Annotated in this window: 8 protein-coding genes; 6 read left to right on the top strand and 2 right to left on the bottom strand. The window is 73.4% G+C overall.

Annotated features, from left to right (window positions below):
- Positions 1 to 82 precede the first annotated feature (82 nt).
- Positions 83 to 1,177: a metallophosphoesterase gene (locus tag ACGF15_RS13090; RefSeq protein ID WP_376426331.1), complete on the bottom strand. Its 1,095-nt coding sequence runs from the start codon at positions 1,175 to 1,177 to the stop codon at positions 83 to 85.
- A 158-nt stretch (positions 1,178 to 1,335) separates the two neighbouring features.
- A complete protein-coding gene (locus tag ACGF15_RS13085) occupies positions 1,336 to 2,448 on the bottom strand; it encodes a LacI family DNA-binding transcriptional regulator (protein WP_345612272.1) in 1,113 nt (370 codons plus the stop codon).
- Positions 2,449 to 2,939: 491 nt separating this feature from the next.
- Between ACGF15_RS13085 and hisC the strand changes: the two genes are divergently transcribed.
- The 6 genes from hisC to ACGF15_RS13055 all read left to right on the top strand — a co-directional run bounded on the left by hisC (position 2,940) and on the right by ACGF15_RS13055 (position 13,869).
- Entirely contained in the window at positions 2,940 to 4,019 is a 1,080-nt protein-coding gene (gene hisC, locus ACGF15_RS13080; protein ID WP_392798564.1) for a histidinol-phosphate transaminase, read from the top strand.
- A 429-nt stretch (positions 4,020 to 4,448) separates the two neighbouring features.
- Entirely contained in the window at positions 4,449 to 5,957 is a 1,509-nt protein-coding gene (locus ACGF15_RS13075; RefSeq protein ID WP_392798841.1) for a cytochrome ubiquinol oxidase subunit I, read from the top strand.
- A gap of 23 nt (positions 5,958 to 5,980) precedes the next feature.
- Positions 5,981 to 6,982: a cytochrome d ubiquinol oxidase subunit II gene (gene cydB, locus ACGF15_RS13070; protein WP_362608186.1), complete on the top strand. Its 1,002-nt coding sequence runs from the start codon at positions 5,981 to 5,983 to the stop codon at positions 6,980 to 6,982.
- Between the two features lie 15 nt (positions 6,983 to 6,997).
- On the top strand, positions 6,998 to 10,573 hold the full coding sequence (gene cydD, locus ACGF15_RS13065) for a thiol reductant ABC exporter subunit CydD (protein WP_392798560.1): 3,576 nt from the start codon (positions 6,998 to 7,000) through the stop codon (positions 10,571 to 10,573).
- 10 nt (positions 10,574 to 10,583) lie between these two features.
- On the top strand, positions 10,584 to 12,380 hold the full coding sequence (locus tag ACGF15_RS13060; protein WP_392798557.1) for a GAF domain-containing sensor histidine kinase: 1,797 nt from the start codon (positions 10,584 to 10,586) through the stop codon (positions 12,378 to 12,380).
- Between the two features lie 247 nt (positions 12,381 to 12,627).
- Complete coding sequence (locus ACGF15_RS13055) at positions 12,628 to 13,869, top strand: M23 family metallopeptidase (protein ID WP_392798554.1); 1,242 nt, start codon at positions 12,628 to 12,630, stop codon at positions 13,867 to 13,869.
- Positions 13,870 to 13,885: the final 16 nt, after the last annotated feature.

The following is a 13,885-nucleotide window of genomic DNA, read 5'->3' as shown; positions in this document are numbered from 1 at the left end:
TACGCCGATGGTAGAGCGGTCACGGCACACGGTGACAGAGGGTTTCCGTAATTCGCCGGATGCCCGAGAGACGGGTGGTCGGTCAGCGAGCGAGCGGCAGCTGCTGGACAAGCAGCTTTCCGGCCATGGTCACGCCGCCGTCCATGGCGATGGCCAGGTCGTCGGCGTAGACGTGGGGGCCCTCGACCCGTGGACGCTCGCCCTCCCCGCCGTCCTCGGTGCCGACCTCGCCCAGGAGGTAGGGGATGGGGCTGTGCCCGTGGACCACGCGCTGCCCGCCGTAGGCGTCGAGCAGCTCGCGCACGGCCATCGGGCCGGCCTCGTCGCGGAAGGCGAAGCGCTTGGTGAACTTGCGGAAGAGGTCCCAGCACTGGTCGGGGTCGTTGCGGGTGAGGACCTCGTGCACGGCGTCGTTGACGTCCGCGATGGTGGAGCCGTACTCCAGGTACGCGGTCGTGTCGGAGTGCAGCAGCAGGTGGCCGTCCTCCTCGACGACGGCGTCGAGCCGGGCCATCCACTGGAGGTGCACCTCCTCCAGGCGGTCCATGTCCTGCTTCTGGCCCCCGTTGAGCAGCCAGGCGGCCTGGAAGGTGGCGGTGCCGGCACCGGAGTTGACGGGCGTGTCGCCGAACCGCTTGGCGCCGAGCAGCAGCAGCTCGTGGTTGCCCATCAGGGCCTTGCAGTAGCCTCCGGCGGCGGCCGCCTCGGCGGACAGCCTCATGACCAGGTCGATCACGCCGATGCCGTCGGGGCCGCGGTCGGTGAAGTCACCGAGGAACCACAGCCGCGCGTTGCCGGCGGCCCAGTGGAGGTCGGTGTCGATCAGCCCCTTCTCGGCGAGGGCGGCGACGAGTTCCTCGAGGTAGCCGTGGACGTCTCCGACGACGTAGAGCGGTCCGAGGCCGGCGGCCTGCGCCTCCTCGGGCGCGACGGCCACCTCCAGCGTGTCGCCCGGGCCTCCCCGGCCGATCACCGGGAGGTTGCGCTCGGTGGGGGTGTACCCCTCGGGCACCTCGCCCTCCGGGAAGGGGCTTCCGGGCCGGGCGTCCTGCCCGGGCGCGGCGGACTGCGACTGCACGGGCACCTGGGCGTACGGCGGTACCCGGAAGTCACGCAGTGTCGCCGTCCGCACCGCGGGTCCCTGACCGGCCCCCTGAGTCATCGACCCCTCCACCACCGTCGCGCGCCGTTCACCACTCGGCCCAACCTGGTCGGGGTGGTCCGCGGTGTCGTTCGCCCATCATAGGAACGCACCAGGCGGTGTGTGACGCACCAGGGGCGACGAATCCCGCCGCTCTCCTGGTTCACCTGATGTTTCGTCCCAATTGAGAAGCTCTAGTCCTGGGCGGGGGACCGCGGTGCGCTCACGGTGGTGCGCGGGGAGCGGCGCTGCGAGGACGTCCTGACGATCAGTTCGGTCGGTATCACCTGTTCGACCGGCCGGTCCTCGTCGATTCCCTCGATCGCGTCGATCAGCAACTGGACGACCGCGGTCCCGATGCGTCGGGGCTTGAGCGAGAGGGTCGTGATGGGCGGCTCCGTGCTGGCGTACACGGTGGACTCGCTGCAGCAGACGAGCAGCAGGTCCTCCGGGACGCGCAGACCGTAGCGCCGGGCGGCGGCGAGGAGGTCCGTGCCGTTGGGGTCGAAGAGTCCGTAGACCGCGTCGGGCCGGTCGGGCCGGGCGAGCAGCCGGTCGGCGGCGACCGCACCGGCGCAGGGGTCGTGGGCCGGGTAGGACTCGTAGACCGGGTCCTGGCCGACACGCTCGCACCAGCTGAGGTACGCGGTGGTGGACAGGCGGGTGTAGGTGTCCGTGGTGGTGCCGGTCAGCAGGCCGATGCGCCGGGCCCCGGCGTCCGCGAGATGGTCCAGCAGGCCCAGCACGGCGGCCTCGTGGTCGTTGTCGACCCAGGCCGTGACGGGCAGGGTGCCCGCGGGGCGGCCGTCGGAGACGACGGGGAGACCCTGGCGGACGAGCTCGGCGACCACGGGGTCGTGGTCGGAGGGGTCGATGACCACGGTGCCGTCGAGTGCCACGTTGGACCAGACGTCGTGGCGGGAGGTGGCCGGAAGGATCACCAGGGCGTAGCCGCGGGCCAGGGCGGCCGAGGTGGCGGCCCTGGCCATCTCCGCGAAGTAGGCGAACTCGGTGAAGGTGAAAGGTTCATCCCCGTAGGTGGTCACCGTCAGGCCGATTAAGCCGGACTTCCCGGTGCGGAGCGTGCGGGCCGCTGCGGAGGGGCGGTAGCCCAGCCGGTCGGCGACCTCGCGGACGTGCCGACGGGTGGCGTCGGGGAGTCTGCCCTTCCCGTTGAGCGCGTCGGAGACGGTAGTGATCGAGACCCCGGCTGCGGCGGCGACGTCCCGGATGCCCGCCCGCCCCTGCCTGCCGCCCCGGCGGGATGTTTCCGTCCGGCTCACCTGGTGCTTCCCTGCTGCTGTCATGGCGAGCCGATAGTAGGGCTCGCGCGGTTGGTCTGGCCGGTCGCATATGCGCGCGTTGACAGTCACGATTCTGCATGATCGCGGCAGGTTAACTACCTTCGAAGCCAAGGCTGTTGGCTGATTCGGGCTGGATGCCATGGGTAGGGAGGGGTGTGCACCTGTCAGGCGGGTCAGGTTGCGAACCGGTCTCAACTCACCTCTACGAGGGATGCGCGCCACGGAGTGAGCTACCGGCGCGCGAGGTGCTCGTGCGCTCCCCCGGCCCGGTCCGAGCCGGATCCGGCGGTGCCCGCGGAACCCGTCGGGAGACCGTCCGGCGGTGCCCGCGGGGCCGGTGGGCCCGGCGGCGGTCCCGGAAGGGATTTCCGGCTCCGGCCATTCGCAGGAGACGCGAATCCTCATAAGGTGAGCAGTATTGGTGAGAGATACACGGTGGCCGGCCCGGCGTGCGCGCGGGGAACGGCCGGCAGGACGGTCGAGGAGGACCTGCGGTGAGCGAGACGACGCCCAAGCTGCGCGCGGCGCTGGACGACATCCCCACGTACAAGCCGGGCAAGCCCGCGGCGGCCGGCGGGCCGGTGGCCTTCAAGCTGTCCTCCAACGAGAACCCCTACCCTCCGCTGCCCGGGGTGATGGAGAGCGCCCTGGCGGCGGCGGCGAGCTTCAACCGCTACCCGGACATGGCCTGCACCGGGCTGATGAACGAGCTCGCGGAGCGCTTCGGCGTCCCCGTCTCCCATATTGCGACGGGCACCGGCTCGGTCGGCGTGGCCCAGTCGCTGCTCCAGGCCACCTCGGGCCCCGGTGACGAGGTGATCTACGGCTGGCGTTCCTTCGAGGCGTACCCGATCATCACCCGGATCAGCGGCGCCACGGCCGTTCCCGTGCCGCTCACCCCGGGGGAGGTGCACGACCTCGACGCGATGGCCGAGGCGGTGACCGACCGCACCCGGCTGATCTTCGTCTGCAACCCCAACAACCCGACCGGCACGGTCGTGCGCCGGGCCGAGCTGGAGCGCTTCCTGGACCGGGTGCCCTCGGATGTGCTGGTCGTCCTGGACGAGGCCTACCGTGAGTTCATCCGTGACGCGGAGGTGCCGGACGGCCTGGAGGTCTACCGCGAGCGCCCCAACGTCGCCGTGCTGCGGACCTTCTCCAAGGCGTACGGGCTGGCGGGCCTGCGGGTCGGCTTCGCCGTCGCGCACGAGCCGGTCGCGGCGGCGCTGCGCAAGACGGCCGTGCCCTTCGGCGTCTCGCAGCTGGCCCAGGACGCGGCGGTCGCCTCGCTGCGCGCCGAGGACGAGCTGCTGGGGCGTGTCGGCTCCCTGGTGTCCGAGCGGACCCGGGTGTACGAGGGGCTCCTCGGCCAGGGCTGGACCGTGCCGGAGACCCAGGCCAACTTCGTCTGGCTGCGGCTCGGCGAGCGGACCGTCGACTTCGCGGCCGCCTGCGAGAAGGCCGGTGTCGTGGTGCGGCCCTTCCCGGGAGAGGGCGTGCGGGTGACCATCGGCGAGACCGAGGCCAACGACCTGTTCCTCCAGACGACCGAGGCCTTCCGCAAGGCGCTCTGATCCGCCCGCGCGAGCCCGCCCCGGCGCTCCGGCGCCTCTTCGCGCCGGGGTGACGCGCCGCCGCCCCGGCGGCTGCCTCGATCCGGCTCCGGTCCCGCCCCGGAGGCACCGGGCGGTCGCGGGGCATCCCCGATCGGTCCGAACACCCCCGTGAGCACCCTGCTCACGGGGGTGTTCCCGATGGTCGGGCGCCGGTCCGGCCGGACGGCCGGGAGGCGCGGCCCGTGTGGCCGGGGCCACACTCCGGTGGCGCCCCGGGGGGAGGGGCGGTTTTCGGACCCCCCGGTGAAAGGCGTGGATCGTGAATGAGCCATAATGCTTGTGAATGTGAACGCGTTCACAAGCTCGCCTGTTTCTCCCCGGATGCGGTGGTCTGACAGGCAGGCGGTTCGCGGTGACCACGGCGACGTAAGGAGAACCGACGTGGACCTGAACCTCGCACTCGCGCCCGAGACACTGGCGCGCTGGCAGTTCGGCATCACCACCGTCTACCACTTCCTCTTCGTCCCCCTGACCATCTCGCTCGCCGCGCTCACGGCCGGACTCCAGACGGCCTGGGTGCGGACGCACAAGGAGAAGTACCTCCGGGCGACCAAGTTCTGGGGCAAGCTGTTCCTGATCAACATCGCGATGGGCGTGGTCACGGGCATCGTGCAGGAGTTCCAGTTCGGGATGAACTGGTCCGACTACTCCCGCTTCGTCGGAGACATCTTCGGAGCCCCGCTCGCCTTCGAGGCCCTGATCGCCTTCTTCTTCGAGTCGACCTTCATCGGGCTGTGGATCTTCGGCTGGGACAAGCTGCCCCAGAAGATCCACCTGGCCTGCATATGGATGGTCGCCCTCGGGACCACCCTCTCCGCCTACTTCATCCTGGCGGCCAACTCCTGGATGCAGCACCCGGTCGGCTACCGGATCGACGAGGAACGCGGCCGGGCCGAGCTCACCGACTTCTGGCTGGTACTGACCCAGGACACCGCGGTCACCCAGTTCTTCCACACCATCACCGCGGCCTTCCTGGTCGGCGGCGCCTTCATGGTGGGGATCTCCGCCTTCCACCTCGCCCGCAGGAAGCACATCCCGGTGATGAGGAGTTCGCTCCGGGTCGGCCTGGTGACCCTCACCGTGGCCGGTCTGCTGACCGCGGTCAGCGGCGACCTGCTCGGCAAGGTGATGTTCAAGCAGCAGCCGATGAAGATGGCCGCTGCCGAGGCGCTGTGGGACGGCGAGGCTCCCGCACCCTTCTCGGTCTTCGCCTACGGCGACGTCGACGCGGGGCACAACAAGGTGGCCATCGAGATCCCCGGCCTGCTGTCCTTCCTGGCCAACGACGACTTCGACTCCTATGTGCCGGGGATCAACGACGTCAACAAGGCGGAGCAGGAGAAGTTCGGCCCCGGGGACTACCGGCCGAACATCCCCGTCGCCTACTGGGGCTTCCGCTGGATGATCGGCTTCGGTATGACGTCCTTCGGGATCGGCCTGCTCGGCCTCTGGCTCACCCGCAGGCGGTTCCTGCTGCCGCCCGTGCTGCGGACCGGGGAGGAGGAGGTGCCCCGCCTGGTGCTCTTCAGGACCAAGGAGCTCAGCCCCCGCCTCACCGGGTGGTACTGGCGCATCGCCCTGTGGACCACCGGCTTCCCGCTGATCGCCAGCTCCTGGGGGTGGATCTTCACCGAGATGGGCCGCCAGCCCTGGGTGGTCTACGGCGTGCTCCGGACCAGCGACGCGGTCTCCCCCGGTGTCTCGCAGGCCGAGGTGATCACCTCCATGACGGTGTTCACCCTGCTCTACGCGGTGCTCGCCGTCATCGAGGTCAAGCTCCTGGCCAAGTACGTCAAGGCCGGCCCGCCGGAGCTGACCGAGGCCGACCTCGACCCGCCCACCCGGATCGGCGGACACGACCACGACGCCGACCGGCCGATGGCCTTCTCGTACTGAGACCGCAGAGGAGCTGTTGACGCATGGAACTCCACAACGTCTGGTTCGCCCTGATCGCGGTCCTCTGGATCGGCTACTTCTTCCTGGAGGGTTTCGACTTCGGCGTCGGTGTCCTGACCAAGCTGCTCGCCCGCGACCGCGCGGAGCGGCGGGTGCTCATCAACACGATCGGTCCGGTCTGGGACGGCAACGAAGTGTGGCTGCTCACCGCGGGCGGGGCGACCTTCGCCGCGTTCCCCGACTGGTACGCCACCCTCTTCTCCGGCTTCTACCTGCCGCTGCTGCTGATCCTCGTCTGCCTGATCGTGCGCGGGGTGGCCTTCGAGTACCGGCACAAGCGTGAGGAGGAGCGCTGGCAGGCCAACTGGGAGCAGGCGATCTTCTGGACCTCGCTGCTGCCCGCCTTCCTCTGGGGCGTGGCCTTCGCCAACATCGTCCGCGGTGTCGCCATCGACGCGGACAAGGAATACGTCGGTGGCCTGCTCGACCTGCTCAACCCCTACGCCCTGCTGGGCGGTCTGGTGACACTGACCCTGTTCACCTTCCACGGCGCCGTCTTCGCAGCCCTCAAGACCGTGGGGGAGATCAGGGTGCGGGCCAGGACGCTGTCGCTGAGGCTGGGTGCGGTGGCGGGTGTCCCGGCGGTCGCCTTCCTGCTGTGGACCCAGGCACTGCGGGGAGACGGGGCCAGCCTGGTGGCGCTCGCCGTCGCCGGAGCGGCGCTCCTCGCGGCGATCGCCGCGATCCGGGCCGGTCGCGAGGGCTGGTCCTTCGCCCTGTCCGGTGTCACCATCGCCGCCGCCGTCGCCATGCTCTTCCTGGCGCTCTTCCCGCGGGTGATGCCCTCGACCCTGGACGACGCCTGGAGCCTGACCGTCACCAACGCCTCGTCGAGCCCCTACACGCTCACGATCATGACCTGGCTCGCGGTGATCGCCACTCCGGTGGTCCTGCTCTACCAGGGCTGGACCTACTGGGTGTTCCGCAAGCGCATCGGCACCCAGCACCTCGCCGACACCCACTAGCGGGGGATGTTTCACGTGAAACCGATCGATCCGCGTCTGCTGCACTACGCCCGCGCCACCCGCCTCTTCCTGGCCGCGGTGGTCGCGCTCGGCCTGACCGGGGCCGCGCTCGTCGTCGCCCAGGCGATGCTCATCGCCGAGATCGTCGTCGGGGGCTTCCAGCAGGACCTGGCAGTGGCGGAGCTGGCGACGCCGCTGCTGCTGCTCGGGGCCGTCGCGGTGGGCCGGGCGGCCGTCTCCTGGCTCACCGAGCTGGCCGCGCACCGGGCCAGCGCCGCGGTCAAGTCCGAGCTGCGCGGTCGGCTGCTGGAGCATGCCTCGGGGCTGGGCCCCGGCTGGCTGAGCGGGCAGCGCAGCGGCTCCCTCGCCGCCCTGGCCACCCGCGGGATCGACGCCCTGGACGACTACTTCGCCCGCTATCTGCCGCAGCTGGGCCTTGCGATCGTGGTCCCGGTGGCGGTTCTGGCCCGGATCGTCACCGAGGACTGGGTCTCCGCGGCGATCATCGTCGGCACCCTGCCGCTGATCCCTCTCTTCATGGTGCTCATCGGCTGGGTGACGCAGTCCCGGATGGACCGGCAGTGGGGCCTGCTGTCGCGGCTCTCGGGGCACTTCCTCGACGTGGTGGCGGGTCTGCCCACGCTCAAGGTGTTCGGCCGGGCGAAGGCGCAGGCGGAGTCGATCCGGGAGATCACCTCCGAGTACCGCCGGGCGACGATGCGCACCCTGCGCATCGCCTTCCTCTCCTCCTTCGCCCTGGAACTGCTCTCCACCCTCTCGGTGGCCCTGGTGGCCGTGACCATCGGCATGCGGCTGGTCCACGGCGACCTGGACCTCTACACCGGCCTGGTGATCCTCGTCCTGGCGCCCGAGGCGTATCTGCCGCTGCGGGCGGTCGGCGCCCAGTACCACGCGGCGGCGGAGGGGCTCTCGGCCGCCGAGGAGGTCTTCGAGGTGCTGGAGACCGGGCAGCGGCACACCGGCCCCGCGGCAGTCCCCGAGGTGCTCCGCCTGGAGATCGAGGAGGTCTCCGTCCACCACGAGGGCCGGCGCGGGGCGGCGCCGGAGCGCGCCTCCCTGGTGGTCGAGCCGGGTGAGACGGTGGCCCTCGTCGGGGAGAGCGGCAGCGGGAAGTCCACCCTGCTGAACGTCCTGCTGGGCTTCACGGAGCCGACGACCGGAACGGTGCGGGTGGGCGGTGTCGACCTCCGGGAGATCGACACCGAGGAGTGGTGGCAGCAGGTCGCCTGGGTCCCCCAGCGTCCCTATCTCTTCGCGGGGACGATCGCCGACAACGTGCGCCTGGCCCGTCCGGAGGCCGATGACGCGGCCGTGTACGAGGCGCTGCGGGAGGCGGGCGCGGAGGAGTTCGTCGCCGCCCTCCCGCACGGCGCCCGGACACCGCTGGGCGAGGACGGGGCCGGCCTCTCCGCGGGGCAGCGCCAACGGCTCGCGCTCGCCCGGGCGTTCCTCGCGGATCGTCCGGTGCTGCTTCTGGACGAGCCGACCGCCGCCCTGGACGGTGAGACCGAGACGGCCGTCGTCGAGGCCGTCGGGCGTCTCGCCCGGGGCCGCACGGTGCTGCTGGTCGTCCACCGGCCCGCGCTGCTGTCCGTCGCCGACCGCGTGGTCTCCCTCGCCTCCGCCTCCGCCTCGGCCGAAGAGGCCCCGGACCGCGTTCCTTCGGCCGAGGCGGCCGGCGGTCGCCGCGAGCACCCCGCGCCCGGCCCCGGCGAGGTCCGGGCCGGTGACCCGACGGAGACCCACCCCGACGGCGCCGCCCCGGGGACCGGGCGGTCCCGGGGAGGCCCGGTCCTGGCCCGGGTGCGGGCGGCCGCGGGCGGCCTCCACGGCAGGCTCCTGCTGGCACTGCTGCTCGGCACCCTGGCCCTGGCCTCGGCGGTCGGCCTGATGGCCGTGTCCGGATGGCTGATCTCCCGCGCCTCCGAGCAGCCCCCCGTGCTCCATCTGATGATCGCGGTCACCGCCACCCGCGCCTTCGGCATCGGGCGCGCCGTGTTCCGCTATGCGGAGCGGGTCGTCTCGCACGATGCCGTGCTGCGGATGCTGGCCGGGACACGGGTGGCCGTGTACCGGGGACTGGAGGCCATCGCCCCCGCCGGGCTGGGCGGACGGCGGCGGGGAGACCTGCTCTCGCGGCTGGTCGCGGACGTGGACGGCCTCCAGGACTACTGGCTGCGCTGGCTGCTCCCCGCGGGAGCGGCCGCCCTGGTCGGCGCCGGGACCGTCGGCTTCACCGGCTGGCTGCTTCCCGAGGCGGGCGCCGTACTGGCCGTCGGCCTGCTGGTGGCGGGCGCCGGAGTCCCGCTGCTGAGCGGCGCCGTCGCGCGGCGCGCCGAGCGGCAGCTGGCCCCGGCCCGCGGCCGCCTCACCGACACGGTGGTCGACCTGCTGCGCGGTGCCGCGGAGTCGACCGTGGCCGGGGCACGCCCGCGCAAGCTCGCCGCCGTCCGGGAGGCGGACGGCCTGCTCACCCGGATCGCCGCCCGGGGCGCGGCCGCCACGGCGCTGGGCGGCGGACTGTCCGCGCTGGTCTGCGGGCTGACCGTGCTCGGCGCGGCGGCCGTCGGACTCCGGGCGGTGCACGAGGGCCGGCTCTCGGGCGTGGCGCTCGCCGTCGTCGTGCTGACCCCGCTCGCCGCCTTCGAGGCGGTCGCCGGTCTGCCGCTCGCCGTGCAGTACCGCAAGCGGGTGGAGCGCAGCGCGGAGCGCGTGTACGAGGTCCTCGACGCCCCCGCCCCCGTGCGGGAGCCCTCGTCCCCCGCCGAGCCGCCCGCCACGCCCTTCCCGCTGGTACTGCGAGGGGTCGGGGCACGGTACGGGACGGACGCGCCCCGGGCCCTGTGCGACATCGACCTCACGCTCACCCCCGGCCGTCGGGTCGCGGTGGTGGGCACCTCGGGAGCGGGCAAGACCACCCTCGCCCAGGTGCTGCTGCGCTTCCTGGACACCGACTCCGGCCGCTACACCCTCGGCGGCACCGACGCCGGGACGCTGGACGGCGACAGCCTGCGTCGCTTCGTGGGCCTGTGCGCCCAGGACGCCCACCTCTTCGACAGCTCGGTGCGGGAGAACCTGCGCCTGGCCCGCCCCGACGCGAGCGAGGAGGAACTGCGCCGCGCTCTGGGCGCCGCCCGTCTGCTGGACTGGGCCGACGCCCTGCCCGAGGGGCTGGACACCCTGGTGGGCGAGCACGGTGCCCGCCTCTCGGGCGGCCAGCGGCAGCGACTGGCGCTGGCCCGGGCCCTGCTGGCCGACTTCCCCGTGCTGGTGCTGGACGAACCGGCCGAGCACCTCGACCTGGTGACCGCCGACGCGCTCACCGCGGACCTGCTGGCGGCGACCCGCACACGCAGCGGCGCGGGGCGTGCCACGGTGCTGATCACCCATCGACTGCGCGGGCTGGAGACCGTCGACGAGGTGCTCGTCCTCGACGAGGGGCGGGTCGTCCAGCGGGGGCCCTACGAGGAACTGGTCCTCGTCGACGGACCGCTCCGGACGATGCTGGAGAGGGAGACGGCGACCGAAGAGGGAGGAATCCGACTTTCCGCCTCCGTCGGTGCTCACTAGGCTCGGAGGCATGACCGCCTCCGCACGCCGGGCCACGCAGGGCCCGGCGGAGCCGCCCGGCGGGCCGGAGGACCGGGTGCCCGGGCTGCTGCGGGCCCTTCGGTCCATCGGCGCCGGGGCGGAACTCCGCCCGGCCCTGGACCGCATCTGCCGCACGGCGGCCGAGCTGACGGGGGCACGGTACGCGGCGATCGGGGTGCTCGACCCCGAGGGCGGGGGACTCGGCGACTTCGTCGCCCACGGCGTCGCCCCGGAGACCGAGGAGGCGATCGGCCGCCCGCCGGACGGCCGGAGCGGTCTCCTCGGCGCGCTGATCCACGATCCCGCGCCGCTGCTCCTGGACGAGCTCACCGCCGACCCCCGGTCCGTCGGCTTCCCTCCGGGCCACCCCTCGATGCGCACCTTCCTGGGGGTCCCGATCCGGGAGCGGGGCGAGGTCTTCGGCAACCTCTACCTGGCCGAGAAGCACGGCGGGCAGGGGTTCAGCGAGGAGGACCTCCATCTGGCGCACGTCCTCGCGACGGAGGCGGGGATCGCCGTCGGCACCGCGCGGCTGTACACCCGGGCCCGCCGGCGCGAGCGGTGGATCGACGGCGCGGTGGCCGTCACCACCCAACTGCTCGCGGGGGAGGACGCGGACGAGGCGCTGGCCGTGGTCGCCGAGCAGGCGATGAGCCTGGCCGAGGCTGCGGCCGGCGTGGTGCTGCTTCCGGAGCAGGGCGGCGGACTGGAGATCGTGGCGGTCTCCACCCCGCCGGTCCCGTCGGCCGAGGGGACCGGCGCGCCGCCCGGGCCAGGGGACTGGCTGTCCGGCGCGGCCGGGACGCCGCGCTCCGCGCAGGGGGCCGCCACCCGAGCCGAACTCCTGGGTGTGGTCGTCCCCGCCCGTACCCCGGCCGTACGGATGCTGCTGGCGGGGGAGACCGTGCTGGTGGCCGACTCCGCGACCGATCCGCGTCTGGCCGGGTCCCGCCTCGCCGGGCGGTTCGGCCCCGGACTGCTGCTGCCCCTGAGCAGCGGCGGTCGGGTGCTCGGCGCACTGGCCCTTCCACGGGCGGGCGGGGCGCGGCGCTTCACCCCGGAGGACCTCACCCTGGCGACCCGGTTCGCCGCCCAGGCCGCCCTGGCCCTGATGGCGGCCGAGGCGCAGCGGGCCCGGGAGCGCCTTGCGGTGCTGGAGGACCGCGACCGCATCGCACGGGACCTCCACGACCTCGTGATCCAGCGGCTGTTCACCACCGGGATGCTGCTGGAGAGCGCCCAGCTCCACAGCGCCGCGGCCGGGGTCCGCGAGGGGGTCGGGCGGGCGGTGGGCGAGCTGGACGTGACCATCCAGGAGATCCGCAGCGCCGTCTTCGCGCTCCGGCAGGGCCCCGCCGACGAACCCGCGGCTCTGGGCACCCGGGTGCTGCGGGAGATCGCCATGGCCGCCGTCCCGCTGGGCTTCGCGCCCAGCCACCGCTTCACCGGCCCGGTGGACGAAGGGGTCGGTGAACTCACGGGCAAGAACCTGATCGCCGCGTTGCGGGAGGCGCTCTCCAACGCCTTCCGGCACGCCCGGGCGAGCAGGATCGAGGTGGCGGTGGACGCCGCGGCGCAGCTCCCGGACGGAACCCCCGCCGTGCTGCTGTCGGTCGGGGACGACGGCATCGGTCTGCCGGACGGCGGGCGGCGCAGCGGCCTGGGGAACCTTGCGCGGCGGGCGGAGTCGCTCGGCGGCTCCAGCTGGACGGGTCCGGGTATCGGCACCGAGGGCAGGGGGACCACGGTGTTCTGGCAGGCGCCGCTGGAGGTGCCCGGCGCCTGAGCCCCGGCGGTCGGCGTCTCGGGTGGCGGGGGACGGGGACGGGTGAACGGCGTTGCCGGGCCGGGCCGTCCGCGGCCGAGGGGCGCGCGGCGCAGCGGCGGACCGGCCGGTGCGGACCGGCCGGTGCGCGGCATCGCCCGGGAAGCGGTGGCCGCTGGGCCAGGTGGCCCTACGGCGCCCGGGGCTACCGGTTTCGGCCGGAGGGGCGGGTCACGATCCGTACATGGTCAGGAGACACCGTGATCGCTTGTGTGTGCTGACGGCGGTGCTGTGCGCGCTGCTGGGGGCTCCCGCCTCCACCGCGACCGCCGTCCCCGCGCGGGCGACGCCCCCTCCGGTGCCGCAGCTGCTCTCCTCGGTGGTGCCGCACCCCCTGCTCCCCGCGGCACCGCACGGGCGCCCGGGGCGGCTGCCCGTCGTGCCTCCGCAGCCGGCCCCGGCGCCCGCCACGCCCGCGGACCGGCCCGAGGGGCGGGCGACCGCACCGGATGCGGGGGCCACCTCCGGGCGGGAGGGGGAGCGGGAGCCGTCCGACCGGGCGCCGCGGCCCCTGGCGCAGAAGGTCCTCCGGCTCTACGAGGACGCGGCCCGCGCGACCGCGGCGTACGAGCGCGGCCGCCGCGCCTCGGTCCGCCAGCGCGCCGAGGCGGACCGCCTCCGGGCGAGGGTCCTCCGGGAACGCCGCAGCCTCGACGAACTCCGCGAGAAGCTCGGCGCGGTCGCCCGGGAGCAGTACCGGACCGGGGGCCCCCTCGCGGACGCGGCGCGTCTGCTGCTGGCCGAGGATCCGGACACCCTGCTGCGCGGCTACCGGATCGCCGCGCAGACCCAGCGCGCGGTCAACCGGCTGCTGGACCGTACGGACCGGGCCCGGGCGCGCTTCGCCCGCCAGGAGCGCAGGGCGCGGGCGGCCTGGCGGGAGCTGGCCGAGCACGAGGCGCGCCTCGCGGCGGTCAAGCGCGGTGTCGAGACGACCCTGGAGGCCGCGCAGTGGATGCTGCAGAGCGAGGCCGACCGGCGGGTGGCGGCCGGTTCCTGCGCGGGTGCGGTGCGGCTGGACCAGCCGCCGCTGCCGGAGGGCGGGCCCGCGTGGGTGGCGCCCGTGGAGGACTACTGGCTCTCCGCGGGGTTCGCCCGCTCGGGCGGCCGATGGGCCCACCGGCACACGGGGCAGGACTTCGCCGTGGGCATCGGCGCCCCGGTGAGGTCGGTGGGTGCCGGGCGGGTGGTGAAGGTGTCCTGCGGCGGGGCCTTCGGCATCGAGATCGTCGTCCGCCACGGTGACGGCTCCTACACCCAGTACGCGCATCTGGCGGGGCTCGCGGTGGACCAGGGGGAGCGGGTGCGCCCGGGGCAGTGGATCGGCCAGGTGGGCACCACCGGCAACTCCACCGGACCGCATCTGCACTTCGAGGCGCGGATCACGCCGCACCTCGGGTCGGGGGTGGATCCGGTGGCCTGGCTGCGGGAGCGGGGCGTGCGCCTGTGAGCACCGGTTGCCGCGC

This window comes from Streptomyces sp. NPDC048001 (assembly GCF_043203115.1).
GTDB classification, from domain to species: Bacteria; Actinomycetota; Actinomycetes; order Streptomycetales; family Streptomycetaceae; genus Streptomyces; species Streptomyces sanyensis.
Note: the sequence above shows the minus strand (reverse complement) of the source record. Positions and strands in the feature narration are given on the sequence as shown.

What these genes read in the sequence shown, in the direction of transcription:
- ACGF15_RS13085 (WP_345612272.1), bottom strand. Translation starts at nt 2,448, where the DNA reads ATGACAGCAGCAGGGAAGCACCAGGTGAGCCGGACGGAAACATCCCGC.
- cydB (WP_362608186.1), top strand. Translation starts at nt 5,981, where the DNA reads ATGGAACTCCACAACGTCTGGTTCGCCCTGATCGCGGTCCTCTGGATC.
- ACGF15_RS13060 (WP_392798557.1), top strand. Translation starts at nt 10,584, where the DNA reads ATGACCGCCTCCGCACGCCGGGCCACGCAGGGCCCGGCGGAGCCGCCC.